The organism is Lelliottia sp. SL45, assembly GCF_026672535.1.
GTDB classification, from domain to species: Bacteria; Pseudomonadota; Gammaproteobacteria; order Enterobacterales; family Enterobacteriaceae; genus Enterobacter; species Enterobacter nimipressuralis.
The window spans coordinates 3,266,259-3,291,011 of sequence record NZ_JAPPRH010000003.1; the positions used below are offsets into that span (position 1 = coordinate 3,266,259).

21 protein-coding genes are annotated in these 24,753 nt (G+C 57.4%); 16 read left to right on the forward strand and 5 right to left on the reverse strand.

Annotated features, from left to right (window positions below; translation table 11 throughout):
* Nucleotides 1-36 precede the first annotated feature (36 nt).
* From arcA to OVA10_RS21885, 11 genes are all read left to right on the forward strand, one after another.
* The gene (arcA, locus tag OVA10_RS21830; RefSeq protein WP_100777812.1) at nucleotides 37-1,257 is read left to right on the forward strand and encodes an arginine deiminase; all 1,221 of its coding nucleotides are present in this window, start codon (nucleotides 37-39) and stop codon (nucleotides 1,255-1,257) included.
* Nucleotides 1,258-1,267: 10 nt separating this feature from the next.
* A complete protein-coding gene (gene arcC, locus OVA10_RS21835; protein ID WP_268196795.1) occupies nucleotides 1,268-2,179 on the forward strand; it encodes a carbamate kinase in 912 nt (303 codons plus the stop codon).
* Between the two features lie 104 nt (nucleotides 2,180-2,283).
* Nucleotides 2,284-3,288 (forward strand): ornithine carbamoyltransferase, encoded by a 1,005-nt coding sequence (gene argF, locus OVA10_RS21840; RefSeq protein ID WP_100777814.1) that lies wholly within the window; start codon nucleotides 2,284-2,286, stop codon nucleotides 3,286-3,288.
* Between the two features lie 47 nt (nucleotides 3,289-3,335).
* Complete coding sequence (locus OVA10_RS21845) at nucleotides 3,336-4,739, forward strand: YfcC family protein (RefSeq protein WP_181827246.1); 1,404 nt, start codon at nucleotides 3,336-3,338, stop codon at nucleotides 4,737-4,739.
* Between the two features lie 106 nt (nucleotides 4,740-4,845).
* Entirely contained in the window at nucleotides 4,846-5,325 is a 480-nt protein-coding gene (locus tag OVA10_RS21850; protein ID WP_095280563.1) for an arginine repressor, read from the forward strand.
* A gap of 100 nt (nucleotides 5,326-5,425) precedes the next feature.
* Nucleotides 5,426-5,530, forward strand: a complete 105-nt coding sequence (locus OVA10_RS21860) for a pyrBI operon leader peptide (protein WP_095280562.1) — start codon at nucleotides 5,426-5,428, stop codon at nucleotides 5,528-5,530.
* A gap of 34 nt (nucleotides 5,531-5,564) precedes the next feature.
* Nucleotides 5,565-6,497 carry an aspartate carbamoyltransferase gene (gene pyrB / locus OVA10_RS21865; protein WP_100777816.1) on the forward strand — a complete coding sequence of 311 codons (933 nt, stop codon included), beginning with the start codon at nucleotides 5,565-5,567 and terminating at the stop codon, nucleotides 6,495-6,497.
* A 12-nt stretch (nucleotides 6,498-6,509) separates the two neighbouring features.
* Nucleotides 6,510-6,971, forward strand: a complete 462-nt coding sequence (pyrI, locus tag OVA10_RS21870; RefSeq protein WP_100777817.1) for an aspartate carbamoyltransferase regulatory subunit — start codon at nucleotides 6,510-6,512, stop codon at nucleotides 6,969-6,971.
* 190 nt (nucleotides 6,972-7,161) lie between these two features.
* Nucleotides 7,162-7,548 (forward strand): enamine/imine deaminase, encoded by a 387-nt coding sequence (locus tag OVA10_RS21875; protein WP_100777818.1) that lies wholly within the window; start codon nucleotides 7,162-7,164, stop codon nucleotides 7,546-7,548.
* Nucleotides 7,549-7,742: 194 nt separating this feature from the next.
* Nucleotides 7,743-8,312, forward strand: coding sequence for a hypothetical protein (locus tag OVA10_RS21880; protein WP_123429582.1), 570 nt, complete (start codon nucleotides 7,743-7,745; stop codon nucleotides 8,310-8,312).
* Entirely contained in the window at nucleotides 8,296-8,526 is a 231-nt protein-coding gene (locus OVA10_RS21885; RefSeq protein WP_123429583.1) for a hypothetical protein, read from the forward strand. The genes OVA10_RS21880 and OVA10_RS21885 overlap by 17 nt, the downstream gene beginning before the upstream one ends.
* A 56-nt stretch (nucleotides 8,527-8,582) precedes the next feature.
* Here the strand turns inward: OVA10_RS21885 and OVA10_RS21890 are convergent, their stop codons facing one another.
* The 3 genes from OVA10_RS21890 to mgtL all read right to left on the reverse strand — a co-directional run bounded on the left by OVA10_RS21890 (nucleotide 8,583) and on the right by mgtL (nucleotide 14,139).
* The gene (locus OVA10_RS21890; RefSeq protein ID WP_268196796.1) at nucleotides 8,583-10,967 is read right to left on the reverse strand and encodes a beta-N-acetylhexosaminidase; all 2,385 of its coding nucleotides are present in this window, start codon (nucleotides 10,965-10,967) and stop codon (nucleotides 8,583-8,585) included.
* A gap of 196 nt (nucleotides 10,968-11,163) precedes the next feature.
* Nucleotides 11,164-13,872 (reverse strand): magnesium-translocating P-type ATPase, encoded by a 2,709-nt coding sequence (mgtA, locus tag OVA10_RS21895; RefSeq protein WP_268196797.1) that lies wholly within the window; start codon nucleotides 13,870-13,872, stop codon nucleotides 11,164-11,166.
* Nucleotides 13,873-14,085: 213 nt separating this feature from the next.
* Nucleotides 14,086-14,139, reverse strand: coding sequence for a mgtA regulatory leader peptide MgtL (gene mgtL / locus OVA10_RS26200; RefSeq protein WP_220186778.1), 54 nt, complete (start codon nucleotides 14,137-14,139; stop codon nucleotides 14,086-14,088).
* A 191-nt stretch (nucleotides 14,140-14,330) separates the two neighbouring features.
* Here mgtL and treR point away from each other — a divergent pair, with 191 nt between their 5' ends.
* From treR to nrdG, 5 genes are all read left to right on the forward strand, one after another.
* Nucleotides 14,331-15,278: a trehalose operon repressor TreR gene (treR, locus tag OVA10_RS21900; protein ID WP_100777823.1), complete on the forward strand. Its 948-nt coding sequence runs from the start codon at nucleotides 14,331-14,333 to the stop codon at nucleotides 15,276-15,278.
* 125 nt (nucleotides 15,279-15,403) lie between these two features.
* Complete coding sequence (gene treB, locus OVA10_RS21905; protein ID WP_181827912.1) at nucleotides 15,404-16,822, forward strand: PTS trehalose transporter subunit IIBC; 1,419 nt, start codon at nucleotides 15,404-15,406, stop codon at nucleotides 16,820-16,822.
* Nucleotides 16,823-16,873: 51 nt separating this feature from the next.
* A complete protein-coding gene (treC, locus tag OVA10_RS21910; protein ID WP_268196798.1) occupies nucleotides 16,874-18,529 on the forward strand; it encodes an alpha,alpha-phosphotrehalase in 1,656 nt (551 codons plus the stop codon).
* A gap of 375 nt (nucleotides 18,530-18,904) precedes the next feature.
* Nucleotides 18,905-21,043: an anaerobic ribonucleoside-triphosphate reductase gene (nrdD, locus tag OVA10_RS21915; RefSeq protein WP_100777827.1), complete on the forward strand. Its 2,139-nt coding sequence runs from the start codon at nucleotides 18,905-18,907 to the stop codon at nucleotides 21,041-21,043.
* A 70-nt stretch (nucleotides 21,044-21,113) separates the two neighbouring features.
* Nucleotides 21,114-21,578 carry an anaerobic ribonucleoside-triphosphate reductase-activating protein gene (gene nrdG, locus OVA10_RS21920; protein WP_268196799.1) on the forward strand — a complete coding sequence of 155 codons (465 nt, stop codon included), beginning with the start codon at nucleotides 21,114-21,116 and terminating at the stop codon, nucleotides 21,576-21,578.
* Between the two features lie 32 nt (nucleotides 21,579-21,610).
* Here the strand turns inward: nrdG and OVA10_RS21925 are convergent, their stop codons facing one another.
* Both OVA10_RS21925 and OVA10_RS21930 read right to left on the reverse strand, forming a co-directional pair.
* Nucleotides 21,611-23,521: a BglG family transcription antiterminator gene (locus OVA10_RS21925; RefSeq protein ID WP_100777829.1), complete on the reverse strand. Its 1,911-nt coding sequence runs from the start codon at nucleotides 23,519-23,521 to the stop codon at nucleotides 21,611-21,613.
* Nucleotides 23,522-23,540: 19 nt separating this feature from the next.
* Nucleotides 23,541-24,686: a lactonase family protein gene (locus OVA10_RS21930; protein ID WP_181827238.1), complete on the reverse strand. Its 1,146-nt coding sequence runs from the start codon at nucleotides 24,684-24,686 to the stop codon at nucleotides 23,541-23,543.
* Between the last annotated feature and the right edge of the window lie 67 nt (nucleotides 24,687-24,753).

Here is a 24,753-nt window from a genome sequence, read left to right on the forward strand (position 1 = left end):
CCTTTTTATTCTGAAAAAACAGTTAAAGGAATAATTATGGAAAAGCATTACGTCGGTTCTGAAATTGGTCAATTGCGTAGCGTTATGCTGCATCGCCCGAATTTAAGTCTGAAACGCTTAACGCCGTCGAATTGTCAGGAGCTGTTGTTCGATGACGTTCTGTCCGTCGAGCGGGCGGGTGAAGAGCACGATATCTTCGCAAACACCCTACGCGAGCAGGGAGTGGAAGTCCTGCTGCTAACCGATTTACTCACCCAAACGCTTGATAACAAAGACGCAAAAGCCTGGCTGCTGGACACCCAAATCTCTGACTATCGCCTTGGCCCCACCTTCGCCAACGATGTGCGCGGCTGGCTGGCGGATATGTCCCATCGCGAACTGGCCCGCCGTCTGAGCGGGGGTTTGACCTACGGCGAAATCCCGGCCTCGATTAAAAATATGGTGGTCGATACCCATACGGCTAATGATTTTATTATGAAGCCGCTGCCCAACCATTTATTTACACGCGACACCTCATGCTGGATTTATAACGGTGTTTCGATTAACCCGATGGCAAAACCGGCCCGTCAGCGTGAAACCAATAATCTACGCGCAATATATCGCTGGCACCCGGCGTTTGCCGACGGTGATTTTATTAAATACTTTGGCGATGAGAATATTAATTACGATCACGCCACATTAGAGGGCGGCGACGTATTAGTGATTGGTCGCGGCGCCGTATTAATTGGCATGTCTGAACGCACCACTCCGCAGGGCGTCGAATTCCTGGCCCAAAGCCTGTTTAAACACCGCCAGGCCGAACGCGTAATTGCCGTCGAACTGCCGAAACACCGCTCCTGTATGCACCTCGACACGGTCATGACTCACATCGACGTCGACACCTTCTCCGTCTACCCGGAAGTGGTGCGCAAAGACGCCCAGTGCTGGACGCTCACCCCGGACGGTCGCGGCGGCTTGCTGCGCACCCAGGAAACTGACCTGCTCCACGCCCTCGAAAAAGCCCTCGGCGTTAACCAGATACGACTGATCACCACCGGCGGCGACGCTTTCGAAGCCGAACGCGAGCAGTGGAACGACGCCAACAACGTGCTGACCATTCGCCCCGGCGTGGTGATTGGCTACGAGCGCAACATCTGGACCAACGAGAAATACGACAAAGCCGGGATCACCGTGCTGCCGATTCCGGGCGACGAACTCGGACGCGGTCGCGGCGGTGCGCGCTGCATGAGCTGCCCGCTGGAACGCGACGGAATTTAAAGGAGCCATCATGGAAAGAAAACCCACTCTGGTCGTGGCGCTGGGCGGTAACGCGCTGCTCAAACGCGGCGAACCGCTGGAAGCGGACCTTCAGCGCCAGAACATCGAACTGGCGGCCCGCACTATCGCTGGACTCACCGCCCAGTGGCGCGTGGTGCTGGTCCACGGCAATGGGCCGCAGGTCGGGCTGCTGGCGCTGCAAAACAGCGCCTACGACAAGGTCACGCCCTATCCGCTCGACATTCTCGGGGCTGAAAGCCAGGGAATGATCGGCTACATGCTCCAGCAAGCGCTGAAAAACAACCTGCCGCAGCGCGAGGTGAGCGTCCTGCTGACGCAGGTCGAAGTCGATGGCAACGACCCGGCGTTTCGCAACCCGACCAAATACATCGGCCCGGTGTACAGCGAAGAGCAGGCCAACATCCTGCGGGCAGAAAAAGGCTGGGTGTTTAAAGCCGACGGCAGCTACTTCCGCCGCGTGGTGCCGTCGCCACAGCCGAAACGCATCGTTGAGAGCGACGCCATTATCGCCCTGATAGCACGCGATCATCTGGTGATTTGCAACGGCGGCGGCGGCGTCCCGGTGGTGGAGAACGCCAACGGCTATCGCGGTATTGAAGCGGTCATCGACAAAGATCTCTCCGCCGCCCTGCTGGCCCGCCAGATTGAGGCCGACGCGCTGCTGATCCTCACGGACGCCGACGCGGTGTACCTCGACTGGGGCAAACCGACCCAACGCCCGCTGGCGCAGGTCTCTCCGGAGGTGCTCAAAACCCTGCAGTTCGACGCCGGTTCGATGGGGCCGAAAGTTGCCGCCTGCCGTGAATTTGTCGAGGCCTGCAACGGTATCGCCGGGATCGGCGCGCTGGCCGACGGTGCCGCGATTCTGGCAGGCGACAAGGGGACGTTGATTCGCAATTGATTCCTATTTTTCCCTTCACCCTGCTCCGGGCATTTCCCCTCTCCCGTTAAGAGAGGGGCGGGTGGAGGGCACCAGACAGCTCAACATTTAACAAGGATCGCCACATGACCATTAACCTGAAAAACCGCAACTTCCTCAAACTGCTGGACTACACCCCGGCAGAAATCCAGTACCTGATCGATCTGGCCATCGACCTGAAAGCCGCCAAAAAAGCCGGGCGCGAAAAGCAGACCTTAGTCGGCAAAAACATCGCCCTGATCTTCGAAAAAACCTCTACCCGCACGCGCTGCGCCTTTGAAGTGGGCGCCTTTGACCAGGGTGCGCAGGTCACCTACCTCGGCCCAAGCGGATCGCAGATTGGCCACAAAGAGTCGATGAAAGACACCGCCCGCGTGCTGGGCCGCATGTATGACGGCATCGAGTATCGCGGCTATGGCCAGGCCATCGTCGAAGAGCTGGGCGAATACGCGGGCGTGCCGGTGTGGAACGGGCTGACCGATGAATTCCACCCGACGCAAATCCTCGCCGATCTGATGACCATGCTCGAACACGCGCCGGGCAAAACCCTGCCGGAGCTGAGCTTCGCCTATCTGGGCGACGCGCGGAACAACATGGGCAACTCCCTGATGGTCGGCGCAGCGAAGATGGGCATGGATATCCGTCTGGTGGCGCCGAAATCCTTCTGGCCGGAAGCCGGGCTGGTCGAGCAGTGCCGCGCCATCGCCAAAGAGACCGGCGCACGCATCACCCTGACGGACGACGTGAATGAGGGCGTTCACGGCACCGATTTCCTCTACACCGACGTGTGGGTGTCGATGGGCGAACCGAAAGAGGCCTGGGCAGAGCGTGTAAGCCTCATGAAACCGTATCAGATCAACGGCGACGTCATGAAAGCCACCGGCAATCCGAACGTGAAATTCATGCACTGCCTGCCCGCGTTCCACAACGAACACACCAAAGTGGGCCGTGAAATCGAAATGGCGTACGGCCTGAAAGGGCTGGAGGTGACGGAAGAGGTCTTCGAATCCCCGAACTCTATCGTCTTCGACGAAGCAGAGAACCGCATGCACACCATTAAAGCGGTCATGGTGGCGACACTCGGCGACTAATCACCGCCCGGCGCGGCCACAGGCTGCGCCGGGGCAAGGAGAACATCATGGGCAAGTTCAAATTTCCTTCCGCTTACACCATTCTCTTTTTCCTGATCGCCGTGGTCGCCGCCCTGAGCTGGATTGTTCCGGCCGGACAGTACCAGATGGCAATGAATGCCGCCCTCGGCAAAGAAGTGCCCATTGCCGGAACCTACGCACACGTCGCCGCGCATCCGCAGGGGATCGTTGCGGTGCTGATGGCGCCGATCGCCGGGCTGTACGATCCTGAATCTGGCCAGGCGGGAGCGATCGACGTCGCGCTGTTTATTCTGATCATCGGCGGTTTTCTCGGGATCGTCACCAAAACCGGGGCGATTGACGCCGGGATCGAACGCGTCACCACCCGGCTGCGCGGTCGCGAAGAGTGGATGATCCCGATCCTGATGGCGCTGTTCGCCGCCGGTGGGACCATTTACGGCATGGCGGAAGAGTCGCTGCCGTTCTACACGCTGTTAGTGCCGGTGATGCTTGCCGCCCGTTTCGACCCGGTGGTCGCCGCCTCCACGGTGCTGCTCGGCGCGGGGATCGGCACGCTCGGTTCAACCATTAACCCCTTCGCTACGGTCATCGCCGCCAACGCCGCGGGGATTCCGTTCACCAACGGGATCGCCCTGCGCGTCGCCCTGCTGGCGATCGGCTGGATCATCTGCGTGTGGTGGGTGATGCGTTACGCCCGCAAGGTGCGCCAGGACCCGTCCCTGTCGATTGTCGCCGACAAAGAGGCTGAGAACCGTGCGCATTTCCTCGGCGATAAGGGCCAGCAGTCGCTGGAATTTACCCCGGTGCGTAAAGTGATTCTGATGATTTTCGCCCTCGCCTTCGCGGTGATGATCTACGGCGTGGCGGTGCTCGGCTGGTGGATGGCAGAGATCTCCGCAGTCTTCCTCGCCAGCGCCATTATCGTCGGCCTGATCGCCCGCATGAGCGAAGAAGAGCTGACATCAACATTTATCAACGGGGCGCGGGATTTGCTGGGCGTCGCGCTGATTATTGGTATTGCGCGCGGTATCGTAGTCATCATGGATAAGGGCATGATTACGCACACGATTTTGCACAGTGCCGAAGGCCTGGTGACCGGACTGTCGACGGTGGCGTTTATCAACGTGATGTACTGGCTGGAAGTGGTGCTGTCGTTTCTGGTGCCATCTTCCTCGGGCCTTGCCGTTCTGACGATGCCGATCATGGCACCGCTTGCCGATTTCGCTAACGTCAACCGCGACCTGGTCGTGACGGCGTACCAGTCAGCCTCCGGGATTGTCAATCTGGTCACACCGACGTCCGCCGTGGTGATGGGGGGTCTTGCGATCGCGCGCGTACCGTACGTGCGTTATCTCAAGTGGGTCGCCCCGCTGCTGGGTATTTTGACGGTGGTGATCATGGTGGCGTTGAGCCTGGGTGCGCTTATCTGATTTGCCGGATGGTGCTGCGCTTATCCGGCCTGCAGTAATCTTTTTGTAGGCCCGGTAAGCGTTGCGCCACCGGGCATTTTTTGTTGGCAACAGAGATGGGAACCAGATGATGGAATATGGAGAATACTCCCCAAAAGAACAGCTTCAGCTCGCGGTATGCCAGAGCCTGATCAGCGAAAACAGCTACCTTTCTCAGGAAGAGATCCGCCGCGACCTTCAGGAACGGGGGTTTGACAGCATCAGCCAGTCGAGCGTCTCCCGGCTGCTGAAATTGCTAGGTGTCATAAAAATTCGAAATGCCAAAGGACAAAAGATTTATTCGATGAATCCGCAGTTGCGCCCTGCGCCGGATGCAGCCCGTTCGATCTCCGAAATGGTGGTCAGCGTGGAGCACAATAGCGAATTTATCCTTATCCATACCGTCGCCGGATACGGGCGCGCCGTGGCGCGAATTCTGGATTATCACCAGTTACCGGAAATTTTAGGTGTGGTGGCCGGAAGCAGTATTGTCTGGGTCGCGCCCCGCGTAGTAAAGCGCACGGCGCTGGTACATAAGCAAATTAATTATCTACTCAGAACGCATTAATATTCAAATAGAACCGTTTGCACTGAGTAAAGTGTGCATTAATCGCTTGATCAGAAAATCGAGCTGAGTATAATGCCCGACAATTTGCCGGGAGGAAGTCATGGTCAAGCGTGTACGACATACAGTCATACCGCGTCTGAAAACAGACGCTGGCCTGCCGTTTTTCTTCCCGTTGATAACCCTATTCCCAGAGCCCCTCATTTGAGGGGCTTTTTTTTGCCCGGCGTCAGGAGATAAACATGAATCCGCTTTATCAAAAACACATCATTTCCATCAATGACCTCAGCCGCGAAGAGCTGGAACTGGTTCTGGATACCGCGGCAAAACTGAAGGCCAACCCACAGCCCGAGCTGCTGAAGCACAAAGTGATCGCCAGCTGCTTCTTTGAAGCCTCCACCCGTACCCGTCTGTCGTTCGAGACCTCCATGCACCGTCTCGGCGCGAGCGTGGTCGGCTTCTCTGACAGCAGCAATACGTCGCTGGGCAAAAAAGGCGAGACGCTGGCGGATACCATCTCCGTCATCAGCACCTACGTGGACGCGATTGTCATGCGCCACCCGCAGGAAGGCGCAGCGCGTCTGGCGACCGAGTTCTCCGGCGGTATTCCGGTGCTGAATGCCGGTGACGGTGCGAACCAGCATCCAACGCAGACCTTGCTGGATCTCTTCACCATCCAGGAAACGCAGGGACGTCTGGAAAATCTGCACATCGCCATGGTCGGGGATCTGAAATATGGCCGCACCGTCCACTCGCTGGCCCAGGCGCTGGCGAAATTTAATGGCAACCGCTTCTACTTTATCGCCCCGGCGGCGCTGGCGATGCCGCAGTACATTCTCGATATGCTCGATGAAAAAGGCATCCAGTGGAGCCAGCACGCCAGCATTGAAGAGGTGATGGGTGAAGTGGACGTGCTGTACATGACGCGCGTGCAGAAAGAGCGCCTCGACCCGTCCGAGTACGCCAACGTTAAAGCGCAGTTCATCCTGCGTGCCAGCGACCTCGAAGGCGCACGCCCGAACATGAAAGTGCTGCACCCGCTGCCGCGCATCGACGAAATTGCCACCGACGTGGATAAGACGCCGCACGCCTGGTATTTCCAGCAGGCAGGCAACGGCATCTTCGCTCGCCAGGCGTTACTGGCACTGGTTCTGAATCGCGAATTCGTTCTGTAAGGGGAAATGACAATGACACATGATAATAAACTCCAGGTTGAAGCCATCAAACGTGGCACCGTGATTGACCATATCCCTGCGCAGGTGGGCTTTAAACTGCTGACGCTGTTTAAGCTGACCGAAACCGACCAGCGCATCACCATTGGCCTGAACCTGCCGTCCGGCGAGATGGGCCGCAAAGACCTGATCAAAATCGAGAACACCTTCCTGACCGACGAGCAGGTCAACCAGCTCTCCCTGTACGCGCCGGATGCGACGGTGAACCGCATCGACGATTACGAAGTGGTGGGCAAATCGCGCCCGAACTTACCGGAACGCATCGAGCACGTGCTGATCTGCCCAAACAGCAACTGCATCAGTCATGCTGAGCCAGTGTCGTCCAGTTTTGCAGTGAAAAAACGGGCGAATGACATCGCACTCAAATGCAAATATTGCGAAAAAGAGTTTTCTCATTATGTGGTGCTGGCCAACTAATTGAGGTTGGTATTGAGATTCCGGCCTCCTGTTACACGAAATCATTCGCACCGCATCAAGGCCAAATATCCCCGGAAGCACAGGAAACTCTGTGACCGGGGTATGAGGACGCGGCCAACGAAGAGGCGGCGTGAAGGATGATGTGTATAATGGCCGGGACCCTTCTTAACGCTGTAATCCTGGAGAAAATATGAGCAAAGTACTTGCGACGGAAAATGCACCAGCGGCTATCGGTCCTTACGTTCAGGGCGTAGATCTCGGCAGCATGATTATCACTTCCGGTCAGATCCCGGTGAACCCGAAAACCGGCGAAGTGCCGGAAGATGTGGCGGCGCAGGCGCGTCAGTCACTGGAAAACGTGAAAGCGATCGTTGAATCCGCGGGCCTGAAAGTGGGCGATATCGTGAAAACGACCGTATTCGTCAAAGATCTGAACGATTTCGCGACCGTTAACGCCACTTACGAAGCGTTCTTCAACGAGCACGACGCAACCTTCCCGGCGCGTTCTTGCGTAGAAGTCGCGCGTCTGCCAAAAGACGTGAAGATTGAGATTGAGGCGATTGCAGTTCGTCGCTGATCGATGTGCCCTCTCCGCTGCGGAGGGGGCTGTTTCTGCTACCTCCCCCTTCCCCGCAACTTTTTCATCCCCCTCCATTTTTCTCTGAATCACCTTCGCAGTTCAGGAATTTTTCCCATGATCAGAACTCTCTTTTTTATAAAGAAGGGTAGGGTTAACACCCACAAATTAGGGTGTTTTAAAAGAGAGAATGAGTGCGTATTGAAGAAGAGGTTTTTCTTGATGAATACGGCATGCGGCGAAAGAGGTTCGTCTATGACCATCGTATTCACCACAGCTATGTTTTTGTCGCCGCTAAAGAAATTTACACCGTCATTATTGGTAGCCTGGTTGAGGAGCTAACCTTTACCCGGATCGGTTACAAAATGCCAGCCGGAGTGACGTTCCCGTTGAACGGCATGGCGGAAGTCTATTTTGATGCCTTTGACGGGATGGATAATTTGGCCGATTTTCGTCATGTTCGATTTGAGGGGTTAGGCAGTGCTGTTGTATTACAAATGGTCTCACTGGCTTTAATCGCCCACTATGAGACATTTAATATCGGCGGTTTCGTCTTCCAGGCCGCCTCCGGTGGAGTGGTCGATATCGGCCGCCGCATCACGCTTGAAGAGACCTATGACTACATACTTGGGTTAAAAAATGAACCGCGTTATAATCAAAAGACTGGCTTGCCAAAGAAAGTTCCGCGGCCACTGATAGCCAAAGATTTACGGGCATACAAAACAGTTACAGAGGGGAGAGCCAGCTATGTCGTATTACATTAAGCAACAATGCCCGGCACTTTCCACCTCTAAAAATGGTGAAAAAATTCTGTTTCAAACATTCGCATTTGCTCAACTGACCACGCATTATGTCAATGCAGACGCGCATACCAGCCCCGCCAAAACCAGCCTGACGGCAGCAAAGAAACGCTCTTCTGCTACCCTGTTACGCCAAAAGCTTAATGGCCCTCTGGTGCGTGAACTGCGCGAAATCTGACAGCGTTAAAAAGGCCTGAAAATCAGGCCTTTTTTGTGTTTATTTCAACATAACGTCTACTGATTCCGCGTCGCCCTGAGCAACTTCTCCAGCGGATAAACCGCTGCAATCACCACTTCATCCTGAATCTTCGCCGCGTTATCCAGCTCGGTCTGAATCGAGGCGATCTCCTTATCGTCCAGCGTGCCTTGCCGCGCCACCAGATCCGTCAGGCGCAGGCCAATCGACGCCAGTTTGTCCACCTCCTGAATCACCGGTTTGATGGCTTTCACCTGATAGCTGTTTTCACTCAGCGCCAGCGCGTCGCTGGTATTGTTCTGCCAGCGCGTAAAGACGTGGCGCAGCGCTTCGGCGCTTTCCGTGTCTTCGGCATCGCTTATCAGCCGCTCGGCCCATTTATCCATCTGACGCACCGTGGCGCTCTCGGCGTTCAGCGCGTCGGCGTAGCGGTTTAGCGGCTCAAACTGATGATAATTTCCGGCCTGGAATTTCAGGTGCTGACGGGTGTAATACTGCGCAGGCTCCACGGCCTGGGCGAGAATGTGCAGCGGCAGGGTGTCGGCGTTATTCGCCAGACGAGTGAACTGCGCCTGCTGCTGGCTATGCTGTTGCAGCCCGACCGACACCGTCGTCCAGCTGTCCATCGCCTGCAAACGGGTGTACATATTGTCGATATCATTCACATCCTGCGCAGACCACAGGCGCTCCGCCACTGCAAACGCGCGCGGCCAGAGTTTGATATCCAGAACCGGGGCAATCACGTTTTCCGCCCACAGCGCCGCTTCGCCGCCGAGCAGGTTGGCCTGCTGATCGGCATCCGGCACCGTCGGCTGAATCCCTTTCGGCACCTCATTGAGGCGCGCGCCGGAAATCGAATAGCGGGCGTTCCCCACCAGGAAGTAGCCGGTGAGTTTGTCGTCCGACACATTGACCACCGGGCGCGTTTCGCCCATCCAGGTGTCGACGGTGAAGCTCAGCTGGTTGTCGTCGCGCCATTCGATATGATCAATCGCACGGCGGGATTTGCCGCTGAAATCGATAAATCCGCGCCAGCCGGAAACGCCTTTAATCAGCGTAAAACTGCCCTCGACCGGTTTGCCTTTCAGACGTGGCATCGTGAAAGTCCAGCTCTGCGCGCTGTCGGAATCGGCGATGATGTCCATGCCGTTCAAGCCCTGCGGCACGATCTCATTGCGGTAGTGATAGGCCGTGGACTGGGGCTGATCGAGGTAAAAACCGGTGGAGAGAATGCCTTTATAGCCCTGCTTCGCCACCTCGCCCAGCGCGTCCTGCCCCTGCCAGGACTGGATCAGAATGCTTTTCGGCAGATCAGGATGATAGATCTCATCCCAGCCGACCATCTGGCGATGGTGTTTCTCAAGAATGGTTTCCAGTTTGCGGTTGAAATAGGCCTGCAGCGCATGGCTGTCCGCCAGTTTGTTGTCGCGCATAAACTGCTGGATGGCGGTGCTGTTTTTCCACTGGCTATCGTCAACTTCATCACCGCCGATATGCAGATACGGATCGGGGAAGATCGCTGCCAGTTCGCTGACCATCGCGTCGGCAAAGGTGTAAGTCGCCTCTTTTGTTGGATCGAGAACGGGTTTCAGCACGCCCCAGTGGCGCTCCATTTCATACGGGCCTGGTGCGCTCATCAGTTCCGGATAGGCCACGGCGATCGCCGACGCATGGCCCGGCATGTCAATTTCGGGAACCACGCGAATACCCCGCGCGGTGGCGTAACGCACCACGTCGCGCATCTGCTCCGGTGTGTAGAACAGCCCGTCGCTGGCGAGCTGGGTCAGTTTAGGATAGCGCTTCGAGGTAAACCGCCAGCCCTGATCGTCCGTCAGATGCCAGTGCAGGACGTTTAGCTTCGCCGCCGCCATGCCGTCGATCTGGCGTTTAATGTCCTCCAGCGGAATGAAATGACGCGCCGAATCGAGCAGCAGCCCGCGCCACGGGAAGCGCGGGGAGTCGTCAATCGACACCCACGGAATCGAGGTGTTTTCCGCGCCATTTTGAATCAGCTGGAGCAACGTTTCCATCGCCCGCAGCGCGCCAAAGCGCGTGTTAGCGGTGATGTTCACACCGCTCGCATCCACGGTGAGTTTGTAGCTCTCATCGCTGTCCGGCAGCGGTTGCGGCTTCACTTTTTTGGCGATGGTCACTGAAATAGTGGGCTTTTCAGGTTTGTCGGCCTGAGGCTGAAGCGTCCACCCTGTTTGCAGCGCGATGCGCTGGCGAAGACGGTTTGCGGCATCACCCAGATCGTCGCCGCTGATGCTGACGGAAATATTATCGCTGAGGACGAATGCGCCCTGCTGTGCGGGCCGTTCAACGTGGGCGGGCCAGGGCATTAACGGCAGATCGCCTGCCGGAGCCGCCAGCGCAGAGGTACCGAGCAAAAGCCCGGCGGTGATGAGGCTAAGACGTAACATAATGTTCCTTATCAGAATTTGACGGGCCAAAAACAGACAAAACATTTTGTTAACATGCGTACAAATTGTCGTCAAGCAAAGTGCATGACGGGGATCACAGGTTGTGGAATTTGGGAGGAAGGCTATTTTGCCGGGCGGCGACGACATCTTACCCGGCAGATTCGGAACACAGGCCCGGCGGTGCCGGGCATGAGATTTACTGCCAGCCGTAACGACGGCTATAGAATCCTTTCACCATCTGCGTCAGCACCATGTAGCCCGCCAGAATCGCCACCAGCCATGGGAAATAGCTCAGCGGCAGCGCCTGCAGGTTCAGGTAGCTTGCCAGCGGTGAGAACGGCAGCGCGATCCCCAGCACCATCACCACGCCGGTCATGATGATCAGCGGCCAGGCGGCGCGGCTCTGGAAGAACGGAATACGGCGCGTGCGGATCATATGCACAATCAGCGTCTGCGACAGCAGCCCGACCACGAACCAGCCGGACTGGAACAGGGTCTGATGTTCTGGCGTGTTGGCGTGGAACACGAACCACATCAGGCAGAAGGTCAGAATGTCGAAGATCGAGCTGATCGGGCCAAAGAACAGCATGAAGCGGCCCAGATCAGACGGATTCCAGCGCTGCGGCTTTTGGATCTGCTCGTCATCCACGTTATCAAACGGGATCGCCACTTGGGAGACGTCGTACATCAGGTTCTGAATCAGCAGGTGCAGCGGCAACATCGGCAGGAACGGCAGAAATGCGCTCGCCACCAGCACACTGAAGACGTTACCGAAGTTAGAGCTGGCGGTCATTTTGATGTATTTCAGCATGTTGGCAAATGTACGGCGCCCTTCGATCACACCCTGCTCAAGCACCATCAGGCTCTTTTCCAGCAGGATGATGTCGGCCGCTTCGCGCGCTATATCCACCGCGCCGTCGACGGAAATCCCGATATCCGCCGCGCGCAGCGCAGGCGCATCGTTAATACCATCGCCCATAAAGCCAACGACGTGCCCTTCGCGGCGCAGCAGCGTCACAATGCGCTCTTTGTGCATTGGCGTCAGGCGCGCAAACAGCGTGGTGGTTTTGGCAAGCTGTGCCAGTTCATCGTCAGAAAGCGTTTCAATATCGCTGCCCGTGACAATCACACCCGCATCCAGCCCCACTTCATGACACACTTTCGCCGCCACCAGCTCGCTGTCGCCGGTAAGAATTTTGACGGTAATGCCGCTGGCTTTCAGCGCTTTCAGCGCCGGAGCCGTCGTCTCTTTCGGTGGATCGAGGAAGGCGATGTACCCTTCGAGGATCAGATCCGACTCATCAAGGCGATGGTAATCCCCTTCGCGCCCCGGCAGGAATTTGCTGGCCACCGCCACGACGCGCAGCCCCTGACGGTTCAGGTTATCCGTCACACGCTTGATGCGGCGCAGCATGGTGTCGTCCAGCGGCACAATTTCACCGTTATGACGCACCTGCGTGGAAACATTCAGGATCTCCTGCAACGCTCCTTTGCAGATCAGCTGATGCACATTCGCCTGCTCACTCACCACCACCGACATGCGGCGACGCTCGAAGTCGAATGGGATCTCATCCACTTTTTGCCAGCGCGTTGAGAGTGCGCGCGCAGAATCTTCATCCACCCCTTCCAGCACGGCGACATCCAGCAGGTTTTTCAGCCCGGTCTGGTAATGGCTGTTCAGCCACGCGGTTTGCAGCACGCGCTCGCTGACTTTTCCGGAGATATCCGTATGATTCTCCAGCACAATTTTATCCTGAGTCAGGGTGCCGGTTTTATCGGTGCAGAGGATATCCATCGCGCCAAAGTTCTGAATGGCGTCGAGGTGTTTCACAATCACTTTCTGACGGGAGAGTTTCACCGCCCCGCGCGCCAGCGTGGAGGTGACAATCATCGGCAGCATTTCCGGCGTTAAGCCCACCGCCACGGAGAGGGCGAACAGCGCCGCTTCCCACCAGTCGCCTTTGGTGTAGCCGTTGATCAGCAATACGATTGGCGTCATGACCATCATAAAGCGGATCAGCAGCATACTGACGCGACCGATACCTTTCTGGAACGCATTTGGCTCGCTTTCCTGCTCGCTCACACGCCCGGCAAGCTGACCAAACCAAGTGTTGCCGCCCGTGGCGATAACGATGGCCTGCGCGGTGCCGCTCACCACGGTGGTGCCCATAAAGCACAGGGTATCGCTTTCGAGCGGATTAGTTTGCTGCGGATCGCGGCTGCGCGCCACTTTCTCGACCGGCAGGGATTCACCGGTCAGGGACGCCTGGGCGACAAACAGATCGCGGGCCTGAATCACGCGCAGATCGGCCGGGATCATGTCCCCTGCCGCCAGTTTGATCATATCGCCCACCACCAGCTGATCGATCGGCAGTTCCAGCCAGGCGCTTTCGCCTTTCGTGTTAATGACGCGCTGCACGGTGGCGGTATTGCTGACCATCGCCTTCAGGGCGTCCGCCGCGCGGGTGGAGCGCGCCTCCTGGATAAAGTTGAGCATGGTAGAGATCGCCACCATCAGCGCGATCACGCCTGCGGCAAACAGATCTTCCGTGGCATACGAAATGATCGCCAGCACCGTCAGCAGCAGGTTGAACGGGTTGCGGTAGCAGAGCCACAGATGGACCCACCACGGGGCCGGTTTTTGCGCCGGGATTTTGTTGTCGCCGTGCGCGGCGCGTGTTTTTTCTACTTCGGCTGCGTTCAGCCCTTCCGGATGACCGCCGAAGGCGCGCCAGACTTCGTTTTCGTCCATCGCGGCGGCTTTCAGGCAATGCTTCGTCAGCGTGGAGGGAATGGCAGCGCCTGCCAGGTTTTTGGCATTCGGCAGCGGATCGCGCTGAACCAGACGGCGCGGCAGGTGGCGGTTTAGCTGCGCGAGCAGCTGCTGGGTGATATTTTTCAGCATAGTAAGCCCCCCGCATCCGCAAAGGCGGACGCAGTGTTAACTTCAGGCACAGCAAGGCGGTACCTGAAGGGCACTTAAATTTTCAAAGCAGAGATTATTTACCCCACTCTTTCAGGCTGTATGCCGGCGCATAGCCAACGCAGATGCAGCTTGAAATAGGACGGGTAACGTCACTGCCTCACACATCACCGGTGAGACAGCGAAAAGGCTGGCTTACCGGAAAGGACTCAGTCTCCATGACTGGAGAGGGGTGGGATCGGGATCCATACGGCCTCCGGTAAGTGAAAAAAGGGGTTATCACCGCGCAGTTATGGGTTTTAACCATACCGTTAGTGGCGGTTCGGGCGGTATGATACGCCCGCAGATTTAAACCGTACATATACCAGACTTTGCTCATTGCGAATTAAATCGTAAGCAGTAGTCTCAATTGACGACCGTGCTGTTACAGGGAATAAAGGATGCAGAATCGCCTGACCATTAAAGACATCGCCCGTTTAAGCGGCGTGGGGAAATCCACCGTGTCGCGCGTACTGAACAACGAAAGTGGCGTCAGTGAACGCACGCGCGAGCGCGTCGAGGCGGTGATGAATCAGCACGGTTTTTCTCCTTCCCGTTCCGCGCGCGCCATGCGCGGACAGAGCGACAAAGTGGTCGCCATTATTGTTTCGCGTCTCGATTCCCTGTCGGAAAATCTGGCGGTGCAAACCATGCTCCCCGCCTTTTACGAGCAGGGTTACGACCCGATCATGATGGAGAGCCAGTTCTCGCCTCAGCTGGTGGAAGAGCATCTTGGGATGCTGCAACGACGCAATATCGACGGCGTGGTGCTGTTTGGGTTTACCGGCATTCAGGATGAAATTCTGAAACCCTGGCAGGCCTCGCTGGTGCTGCTGGCGCGCGACGCCAGCGGCTTTGCCTCCGTCTGTTACGACGACGAAGGGGCGATCCTTACCCTGATGCAGCGCCTGTACGAGCAGGGCCATCGCCATATCAGTTTCCTCGGCGTGCCGCACAGCGACGTCACCACCGGCAAGCGCCGCCACGAAGCCTATCTCGCGTTTTGCAAACAGCATGCTCTCCCGGCGGTAGCCTCTTTGCCTGGCCTGGCCATGAAACAGGGCTACGAACAGGTAGCAAGCGTGCTCACCCCGCAAACCACCGCCCTTATCTGCGCCACGGATACCCTCGCGCTGGGCGCCAGCAAGTATTTGCAGGAGCAGCGCATCGACACTATCCAGCTCGCGAGCGTCGGCAGCACACCGCTGATGAAGTTCCTGCATCCGGAGATTGTCACCGTCGATCCGGGCTACGCCGAAGCGGGCCGTCAGGCGGCGATGCAGCTGATCGAGCAGATAAACGGTCGCTCTGAACCACGCCAAATCGTTATCCCCGCCCATATTTCTTAACCCTCCGAAAACGGATTATTGTGATCCTCACCCAATTTCGGGAACGTTCCCATTTTCAGCGTCTCGCTCAAAGAGTAGGCTTGCGTCCAGGTCATTACCCTCCACATCTGTCATGAGGCTTCATGATGAGCAAAGTTAAACAAACTGATATCGACCAGCTGATCGTTCTGGTTGGGGGACGCGAGAATATCGCCACCGTCAGCCACTGCATTACCCGTCTGCGTTTTGTGCTGAACGATCCGGCCAAAGCCAATCCGAAGGCCATCGAAGAGCTGTCGATGGTCAAAGGCTGCTTTACCAACGCCGGGCAGTTCCAGGTGGTGATTGGCACAGAAGTGGGTGATTACTATCACGCCCTGCTGGCGACCACCGGGCATTCGTCGGCAGATAAAGAGCAGGCCAAAAAAGCGGCGCGCCAGAATATGAAATGGCACGAGCAGTTGATCTCCCACTTCGCGGAAATCTTCTTCCCGCTGCTGCCAGCGCTGATCAGCGGAGGTCTGATCCTCGGTTTCCGCAACGTGATTGGCGACGTGCCCATGAGCGACGGCAAAACCCTGGCGCAGCTTTACCCCGCGCTGCAGAGCATCTATGACTTCCTGTGGCTGATTGGCGAGGCGATCTTCTTCTATCTGCCGGTCGGGATCTGCTGGTCGGCGGTGCGCAAAATGGGCGGCACGCCGATTCTCGGCATCGTGCTTGGCGTAACGCTAGTCTCTCCGCAGTTAATGAACGCTTACTTACTTGGGCAACAGGTGCCGGAAGTGTGGAACTTCGGCCTGTTTACCATCGCTAAAGTGGGTTATCAGGCGCAGGTTATTCCCGCCCTGCTGGCCGGTCTCGCACTCGGCTTTATTGAAACGCGCCTGAAACGCATCGTCCCGGATTACCTCTATCTGGTGGTCGTGCCGGTCTGTTCGTTGATTCTGGCGGTATTCCTCGCCCACGCCTTTATCGGTCCGTTTGGCCGCATGATTGGCGACGGCGTGGCCTTCGCGGTGCGTCACCTGATGACCGGCAGCTTCGCCCCGATTGGCGCCGCGCTGTTTGGCTTCCTCTATGCGCCGCTGGTGATTACCGGTGTACATCAGACTACGCTCGCCATCGACATGCAGATGATTCAGAGCCTCGGCGGTACGCCGGTCTGGCCGATTATCGCCCTGTCGAACATTGCTCAGGCGTCGGCGGTCACCGGCATTATCCTGGTCAGCCGTAAACACAACGAGCGTGAAATCTCGGTGCCGGCAGCCATCTCCGCCTATCTCGGCGTGACCGAACCGGCGATGTACGGTATCAACCTAAAATACCGCTTCCCGATGCTGTGCGCGATGATCGGCTCAGGTCTGGCGGGGCTGCTGTGTGGGCTGAACGGCGTGATGGCGAACGGCATCGGCGTCGGTGGCCTGCCGGGTATCCTCTCTATTCAGCCGTCCTACTGGCAGGTGTTCGCCCTGGCCATGGCGGTGGCGATTATCGTCCCGATGGCGCTGACCACGGTTATCTATCAGCGCAAGTTCCGTCAGGGCACGCTGCAGATTGTTTAACGTCTTCTTTCGGGGCGCAGTTGCGCCCCTTCGCATTTGCAGGAACGCATTATGAATACCCTTCCGCACTGGTGGCAAAACGGCGTCATCTATCAGATTTACCCAAAGAGTTTTCAGGACACCACCGGGCGTGGTACCGGTGATTTACGCGGCGTCACGCAGCGTCTGGACTATCTGAAAACCCTCGGCGTGGATGCCATCTGGCTGACACCATTCTATATTTCCCCGCAGATCGATAACGGCTACGACGTGGCGAACTACACCGCCATCGATCCGGCTTACGGCACGCTGGATGATTTTGACGAACTGGTGAAACAGGCCCATGCGCGCGGCATCCGTCTGGTGCTCGACATGGTGCTCAACCACACCTCCACGCAGCACGCGTGGTTCCGCGAATCTCTCAGCAAAGAGAGCCCGTACCGTGAGTTCTATATCTGGCGTGACGGTACGCCGGACGCGCTGCCGAACAACTGGCGCTCCAAATTTGGTGGCAACGCCTGGCGCTGGCACGCCGAGAGCGAGCAGTATTATCTGCACCTTTTCGCCCCTGAGCAGGCGGATCTGAACTGGGAAAACCCGCAGGTCCGCAGCGAGCTGAAAAAAGTGTGCGAGTTCTGGGCCGATCGCGGCGTGGACGGCCTGCGCCTCGACGTGATCAACCTGATCTCCAAGGACCAGGATTTCCCGGACGATAACCTCGGCGATGGCCGCCGTTTCTATACCGACGGCCCGCGCGCCCATGAATATTTGCAGGAGATGAGCCGGGATGTGTTCACCCCGCGCAACCTGATGACCGTGGGCGAGATGTCCTCCACCTCGCTGGAAAATTGCCAGCAATACGCCGCGCTCGACGGGCGCGAACTGTCGATGACTTTTAACTTCCATCACCTGAAAGTCGATTACCCGAACGGCGAAAAGTGGACACTCGCGAAGCCCGATTACGTGGCGCTGAAAACTTTGTTCAGCCACTGGCAGCAAGGGATGCATGGCGTTGCGTGGAACGCTCTTTTCTGGTGTAACCACGATCAGCCGCGCATCGTTTCGCGCTTTGGCGACGAGGGGGAATACCGCACCACCTCCGCCAAAATGCTGGCAATGGTGCTGCACGCCATGCAGGGCACGCCGTACATCTACCAGGGGGAAGAGATCGGCATGACCAACCCGCACTTCGCCCGCATCACCGATTATCGCGATGTGGAGAGCCACAACATGTTCGCCGAACAGCGGGCAAAGGGGCGCGATGCAGAGGAACTTCTGGCGATTCTGGCGAGTAAATCCCGCGACAATAGCCGCACGCCGATGCAGTGGGATGCCACCCCGAACGGCGGTTTTACCACCGGCGAGCCGTGGATCGATCTGTGCGATAACGTCGCAACCCTCAACGTTGACGCGGCGCTCAGCGATCCCGACTCCGTGTTTTATACCTATCAGTCGCTGATCGCTCTGCGCAAATCGCTGCCGCTGCTGACCTGGGGCGACTATCAGGATCTGCTGCCGACGCATCCTTCCCTGTGGTGTTACCGCCGCCAGTGGCAGGGGCAGACGCTGATCGTGGTCGCTAACCTGAGTCATGAATGCCAGGCGTGGCAGTCGGACGCCCTCAGCGGCGACTGGCGCGTAGTGCTCAGCAACTACGCCGAAGTCGCCAGCCAACCCGCCGCGATGACACTGCGTCCGTTTGAGGCGGTGTGGTGGCTGCAGGCGTAGTACAAAATGCCGGGCAGCGCTGCGTTTGCCCGGCAATATTTTACTGTTTTTGTTGAATATTTAATCAGATTTTTCCTGCCCGGATTTACAATCGCTGTAGTGCCCGCCGTTTGTACTCTCGTCTTTTTACTTTGTTCTGAATCAAAAAAATCGCAAACATGTTTGATGCAAATCACTACATATAGAACTTAAAATGTACGCCGACCCAACATATTGTATTTATCGTCTACTATTCCAACAAGACAACGGCGACGACGCCGGCCGGAATTGTGGATAACAAGCGTCGGGAACGAGGGAAGTGACTGAGGCATCGGGACTTGTGCCCTGTGCAGCTTTCCCCACCTCTGTGGATAACCTGTTTTTAATGGAGTGATCATGACACCGCATGTGATGAAACGAGATGGCTGTAAAGTGCCGTTTAAATCAGAGCGCATCAAAGAAGCGATTCTGCGTGCAGCTAAAGCAGCGGGAGTCGATGACGCAGATTACTGCGCCACCGTCGCAGAAATCGTCAGTAGCCAGATGAATGAGCGCAGTCAGGTGGATATCAACGAGATCCAGACTGCGGTAGAAAACCAGCTGATGTCCGGCCCGTACAAGCAGCTGGCGCGCGCCTACATTGAGTACCGTCACGACCGTGACATCCAGCGTGAAAAGCGTGGTCGCCTGAATCAGGAGATCCGTGGCCTGGTCGAGCAGACCAACTCTGCGCTACTGAACGAAAACGCCAACAAAGACAGCAAAGTGATCCCGACTCAGCGCGATCTGCTGGCCGGTATCGTCGCCAAGCACTATGCCCGTCAGCATCTGCTGCCGCGCGACGTGGTGCAGGCGCATGAACGCGGTGAGATCCACTACCACGATCTCGATTACTCCCCGTTCTTCCCGATGTTCAACTGTATGCTGATCGACCTGAAAGGCATGCTGACCCACGGCTTTAAAATGGGCAACGCCGAGATTGAGCCGCCAAAATCCATCTCTACCGCCACGGCGGTAACGGCGCAAATCATCGCCCAGGTCGCCAGCCATATTTACGGCGGCACCACCATTAACCGCATCGACGAAGTGCTGGCACCGTTTGTCACCGAGAGCTTTAACAAGCATCGCAAAGTGGCGCAAGAGTGGCAGATCCCGGACGCGGACGGCTATGCCCGCTCCCGCACCGAGAAAGAGTGCTACGACGCGTTCCAGTCTCTGGAATACGAAGTGAACACCCTGCACACCGCCAACGGCCAGACGCCGTTCGTGACCTTCGGTTTTGGTCTGGGGACCAGCTGGGAGTCGCGTCTGATTCAGCAGTCGATTTTGCGCAATCGTATTTCGGGTCTCGGTAAAAACCGCAAAACCGCGGTGTTCCCAAAACTGGTCTTCGCCATTCGCGATGGCCTGAATCACAAGTTTGGTGATGCGAACTACGACATCAAACAGCTGGCGCTGGAATGCGCGAGCAAGCGCATGTATCCGGATATTCTGAACTACGACCAGGTGGTGAAAGTCACGGGTTCGTTCAAAACCCCGATGGGCTGCCGCAGCTTCCTCGGCGTGTATGAAAATGAAAACGGCGAGCAGGTGCATGAAGGCCGCAACAACATCGGCGTGATCAGCCTCAACCTGCCGCGCATCGCGCTGGAAGCAAAGGGTGACGAAGCCGCGTTCTGGACCCTGCTCGACGAACGTCTGCAGCTGGCGCGTAAAGCGCTGATGACCCGTATTGCGCGTCTGGAAGGGGTGAAAGCGCGCGTGGCGCCGATCCTCTATATGGAAGGTGCCTGTGGCGTGCGCCTGAAAGCAGACGATGACGTTTCTGAAATCTTCAAGAACGGCCGCGCGTCGATTTCGCTGGGGTATATCGGCATCCACGAAACCATCAACGCCCTGTTTGGCAATCAGCACATGTATGACAGCGAAGCCCTGCGCGCGAAAGGCATCGCTATCGTTCAGCGCCTGCGCGATGCGGTCGACCAGTGGAAAGACGAAACGGGCTACGGCTTTAGCCTCTACAGCACGCCGAGCGAAAACCTGTGCGACCGCTTCTGCCGTCTGGATACCGCCGAGTTTGGCGTGGTGAACGGCGTGACCGACAAAGGCTACTACACCAACAGCTTCCACCTCGACGTGGAGAAAAAGGTCAATCCGTACGACAAGATCGACTTTGAAGCGGCCTACCCGCCGGTGGCGAACGGTGGCTTTATCTGTTACGGCGAGTACCCGAACATTCAGCACAACCTGAAAGCGCTGGAAGACGTGTGGGATTACAGCTATCAGCACGTGCCGTATTACGGCACCAACACGCCGATCGACGAGTGCTACGAGTGCGGTTTCACCGGTGAATTCGAATGTACCAGCAAGGGCTTTACCTGTCCGAAATGCGGTAACCACGACGCAGCGCGTGTCTCCGTGACCCGCCGTGTCTGTGGTTATCTCGGCAGCCCGGACGCACGCCCGTTCAACGCCGGTAAGCAGGAAGAAGTGAAGCGCCGCGTGAAACATTTGGGGAATGGCCAGATCGGGTAATCCTCTGCCGCGCTGATGCCGGATGAGCAAGAGCAGCCAGCGCGGGCATTGCGATAATTGAGAAGCGAAAATGAATTATCACCAGTATTACCCCGTCGACATCGTCAACGGCCCCGGCACCCGCTGCACGCTGTTTGTGTCCGGATGCGTTCACGAATGCCCTGGCTGCTACAACAAAAGCACCTGGCGTCTGAATTCGGGCATGCCGTTTGACGACGAGATGGAAAACCGGATTATCAGGGATCTGAACGACACGCGGATCCCGCGCCAGGGGATCTCCCTCTCCGGCGGCGATCCGCTCCATCCGCAGAACGTGCCGCACATTCTGAAACTGGTGAAACGCATTCGAGAAGAGTGCGCGGGGAAGGATATCTGGGTGTGGACCGGCTATAAGCTGGATGAGCTAAACGACGCTCAGATGGAAATCGTCGACCTGATTAACGTGCTGGTGGATGGTAAGTTCGTGCAGGACTTGAAAGACCCGGCGCTGATTTGGCGCGGCAGCAGCAACCAGGTTGTACATCATTTGCGCTAAACCGTGGGCGGAGACGTTTTCCGCCCATCGCCTCAAAAACGACTCAAACTCTCCATCGCCACCGTTTTGAATTCTGCAAAATCACGGCAACCGCACAGGCGCGTCATCGCCCGCTCGCGCAGAAAGGTGACGAAAATATCGTAAATCGCCATCGCCTCTTCGTATTCACTTTTGCTGATCGCCAGCAGGAAAATTACGTGCGCCGTTTCGTCGCCCCACTTTATTCCCTGCGGAGCCAGTACGGTGTAGACCACGGTTTTTTGCGCCAGCAGACCGAGGGAGTGGGGCAGCGCGATACCGTCGCCGAGCATGGTGCTGACGATGGCTTCACGTTCGACCACCGAGTCGAGAAACTCCGCGTCGACAAATCCTTCCTCACGCAGTTGCCCGCACAGTTCCTGGAACAACGTTTGCTGATCACTGTTTGAATCAATCACGCGGAAATGGTCGGCGTCGAAGTATTTTTCCAGCATCCACGGACGGGTGCGATCCACCAGCACCAGCTTGCCGATCTGCTCCAGCTGATAGTCAGTCGGGAACGGCGCGATCTGCACCACCGGTTTCGCTTTTTCACTGATGCGGGCGGTGGAGATCACGAAATCCTCGCTGATGCTTTCCGCCAGCTCGTACTCGCGCAGGGTGACGGTGCGCGTCACTTCCACCTGCGGATATTTGCGCTGCAGCACCGCTTCAATCATGCGTGCCATCGCGTTCCCGGCGTCGCACACCAGCAGGACGCGCGGCTGACGCTGATAGCCAACGTTGTAATGGCGTTCCAGCCCGACGCCGATGTGCAGCACCAGAAAACCAATCTCGTTTTCGCTGATCACGTACGGCGTGTATTTCCCCCAGCCGGAGACCGCCGCCAGGGTCATATCCCACGCCATCGGGTAGTGCTGTTTGATGTTATCCAGCAGCGGATTGGGGATCATGATTTGGTAGCGCACGCGGGTGATCATGGTTTTGATATGCGTCAGCAGATCCGCGTGCAGCTGGGCATCGTTCAACAGGTTGTAGTTATAGTGGGTGTTAATGTAGCGCAGGATATAGTTCACCAGCGCTTCGTCGTCGTCAGCGTTAATCGCGCTCGGGGCGATCTCCTGAATCTGGCGCGCGGCGATGTGGACGCAAAGCCAGTTCTCCTCTGACGGTGAGAGCACTTTATCCGCCAGCCGGGCAATGGCCGCAGCAATATCCCGCGCGGCGTCACGCACGTTCTCTTCGACATCCTCGGCGTTAAATTCCGGCAGCGGATAGCCTTCGCTGATGCGGCGCACGGACACGGCGCAGTAGAGCCGTACAAACAGCTCGCCTTCATCCGTGAGACGAATGTGATGGCGCGTGAGGGTGTCATGCAGCACCATGACCAGCTGCTCCGGCACACCCGCATTCAGGGCGACTTCCGTCACCAGCGGATTGAGGCTGTCCTGCTGTGCCAGCTCCCACAGCAAATCCGTCAGGCAGGCGCGAATCGACATCTCACTGCCGAACAGTTTCATGCCGTGGCGAGGGCGCGTTTCCAGCGTCAAGCTATAGCGGTGGAACCACTCTCGTACCTCCACCATGTCGTTTTGCAGGGTCGCGCGGCTGACAAACCATTCATCAGCCAAATCTTCCAGCTTTAACGAAAAAGCAGAGGTGAGAAAACGCACCACCAGATAATGCACGCGCTCCTGTCCGGTGCGCGGGATCCGCAGCGCACGCGGGCGAGAATCCTGCAACGACTGATAGCGCGCGGCATCGTCAATCTTGAGCTGATAGCCGTTGCCGCGGCTGAGAATAAACTGTGCGCCGTGGCCTGCCAGCAGCGCGTTCAGGGCGGTGATGTCTGCCCGCACGGTACGTGTGGATACCGACAGCCGCTGCGCCAGCTCGTCCTGCGGCAGCGTCTCGTTTTGCAACAGATCAAACAGTTGCGCTAAACGTTGGTTCGGAAATCGCACGTCTTTATCCTCTTACGGCTCATGGCCCGGTTGAAATGACCATCTGTGATGGGCTGCCGACCGGCGTGTAGTCCGGTTCGAAGCTTAGCTTGCCATCGGGTGCAACGCGAAAACGGGTGATGTTATCGCTGCGCTGATTCATAACGTACAGCCAGCGGCCCTGCTTATCCAGGGTCAGAGAGCGTGGGTAATCGCCACGGGTCCAGACATCCTCCTGATGCACCAGCGTGCCCTCGGCCGTTACCCTAAAATGCGCGATGCTGTTATGCAAACGGTTCGCGACGTACAGCTGCTGGCCATCGGCGCTCAACGCCAGCCCTGCGGCAAAACTGGTGCCTTTATACTCTTTCGGCAGGGAAGAGATCGTTTTGCCCTCTTTCAGCGTGCCGGTGGCCTGATCCAGAGCATACCAGGTCAGGGTCGAGGACTCTTCGTTGATCAGCCACAGGCCATCGCCTTTCGGCGTAAAGACAAAATGGCGCGGCCCGGCGCCTTTGGACGAGGCGTTGATAAACGGCGGCTCGTTTGGAGTGAGCTTTCCGCTTTGCTTGTCAAAACGGTACTGATAGATCCGATCCAGACCGAGGTCCGTCGAAAAAACATATTTCCCGCTCGGATTGGCGGCGATCATATGCGCGTGAGGGCCGTTATGATCGCTTACGGCAAAACTGCCTTCGACAGCCGCTTCCGGTTTCGCCGCACCCGGTTCGCCCTGATCCTGATGGGTGTCCGTCGCCTCTCCCAGACTGCCGTCAGCCTTCACGGGCAGCACAGCAATCGAGCCGCTGACATAGTTCGCCACCAGCAGATGACGCCCCTCTGGCGTCAGAGAAACATACACAGGTCCCGCCCCGCCGGACGCCACCTGATTCAGCTCGGTCAGTTCACCGTTTGCCCCGATGCGTAACGCCTGAATCACCCCTTTCTCCGCTTCGCTCGCCAGATAGAGGGTTTTGCCATCGTGCGAAACCGTAAGCTGCGCCGCGTTGGGTAACTGGCTCACGAGGGTTTTCTCCCCGAGCGCGCCATTGTTGGGATCGACCGTAAAACGGTACAGCCCTTCGCCGTTCGGGTTGTAGGTGCCGACCCAAGCGTACTGGGGTTGTGCGACGGCGGCGGTGGCAAGCAGGGAGAGTGAAGCGACGAGCAGGTGATGGGTATGCATGGCGGCTCCTGGTGTTGTGCGGTTTGATGCCCTCACCCGACCCTCTCCGAAGGGAGAGGGTTCAGGC

Excerpts from the sequence above, each read along its gene's own strand:
- treB (WP_181827912.1), top strand. The coding sequence starts at position 15,404 with ATGAGCAAAGTTAAACAAACTGATATCGACCAGCTGATCGTTCTGGTT.
- treC (WP_268196798.1), top strand. The coding sequence starts at position 16,874 with ATGAATACCCTTCCGCACTGGTGGCAAAACGGCGTCATCTATCAGATT.
- OVA10_RS21845 (WP_181827246.1), top strand. The coding sequence starts at position 3,336 with ATGGGCAAGTTCAAATTTCCTTCCGCTTACACCATTCTCTTTTTCCTG.
- mgtA (WP_268196797.1), bottom strand. The coding sequence starts at position 13,872 with ATGCTGAAAAATATCACCCAGCAGCTGCTCGCGCAGCTAAACCGCCAC.
- nrdD (WP_100777827.1), top strand. The coding sequence starts at position 18,905 with ATGACACCGCATGTGATGAAACGAGATGGCTGTAAAGTGCCGTTTAAA.
- arcC (WP_268196795.1), top strand. The coding sequence starts at position 1,268 with ATGGAAAGAAAACCCACTCTGGTCGTGGCGCTGGGCGGTAACGCGCTG.
- OVA10_RS21850 (WP_095280563.1), top strand. The coding sequence starts at position 4,846 with ATGATGGAATATGGAGAATACTCCCCAAAAGAACAGCTTCAGCTCGCG.
- OVA10_RS21885 (WP_123429583.1), top strand. The coding sequence starts at position 8,296 with ATGTCGTATTACATTAAGCAACAATGCCCGGCACTTTCCACCTCTAAA.
- nrdG (WP_268196799.1), top strand. The coding sequence starts at position 21,114 with ATGAATTATCACCAGTATTACCCCGTCGACATCGTCAACGGCCCCGGC.
- treR (WP_100777823.1), top strand. The coding sequence starts at position 14,331 with ATGCAGAATCGCCTGACCATTAAAGACATCGCCCGTTTAAGCGGCGTG.
- pyrB (WP_100777816.1), top strand. The coding sequence starts at position 5,565 with ATGAATCCGCTTTATCAAAAACACATCATTTCCATCAATGACCTCAGC.
- OVA10_RS21860 (WP_095280562.1), top strand. The coding sequence starts at position 5,426 with ATGGTCAAGCGTGTACGACATACAGTCATACCGCGTCTGAAAACAGAC.
- arcA (WP_100777812.1), top strand. The coding sequence starts at position 37 with ATGGAAAAGCATTACGTCGGTTCTGAAATTGGTCAATTGCGTAGCGTT.
- pyrI (WP_100777817.1), top strand. The coding sequence starts at position 6,510 with ATGACACATGATAATAAACTCCAGGTTGAAGCCATCAAACGTGGCACC.
- OVA10_RS21930 (WP_181827238.1), bottom strand. The coding sequence starts at position 24,686 with ATGCATACCCATCACCTGCTCGTCGCTTCACTCTCCCTGCTTGCCACC.
- OVA10_RS21890 (WP_268196796.1), bottom strand. The coding sequence starts at position 10,967 with ATGTTACGTCTTAGCCTCATCACCGCCGGGCTTTTGCTCGGTACCTCT.
- OVA10_RS21875 (WP_100777818.1), top strand. The coding sequence starts at position 7,162 with ATGAGCAAAGTACTTGCGACGGAAAATGCACCAGCGGCTATCGGTCCT.
- argF (WP_100777814.1), top strand. The coding sequence starts at position 2,284 with ATGACCATTAACCTGAAAAACCGCAACTTCCTCAAACTGCTGGACTAC.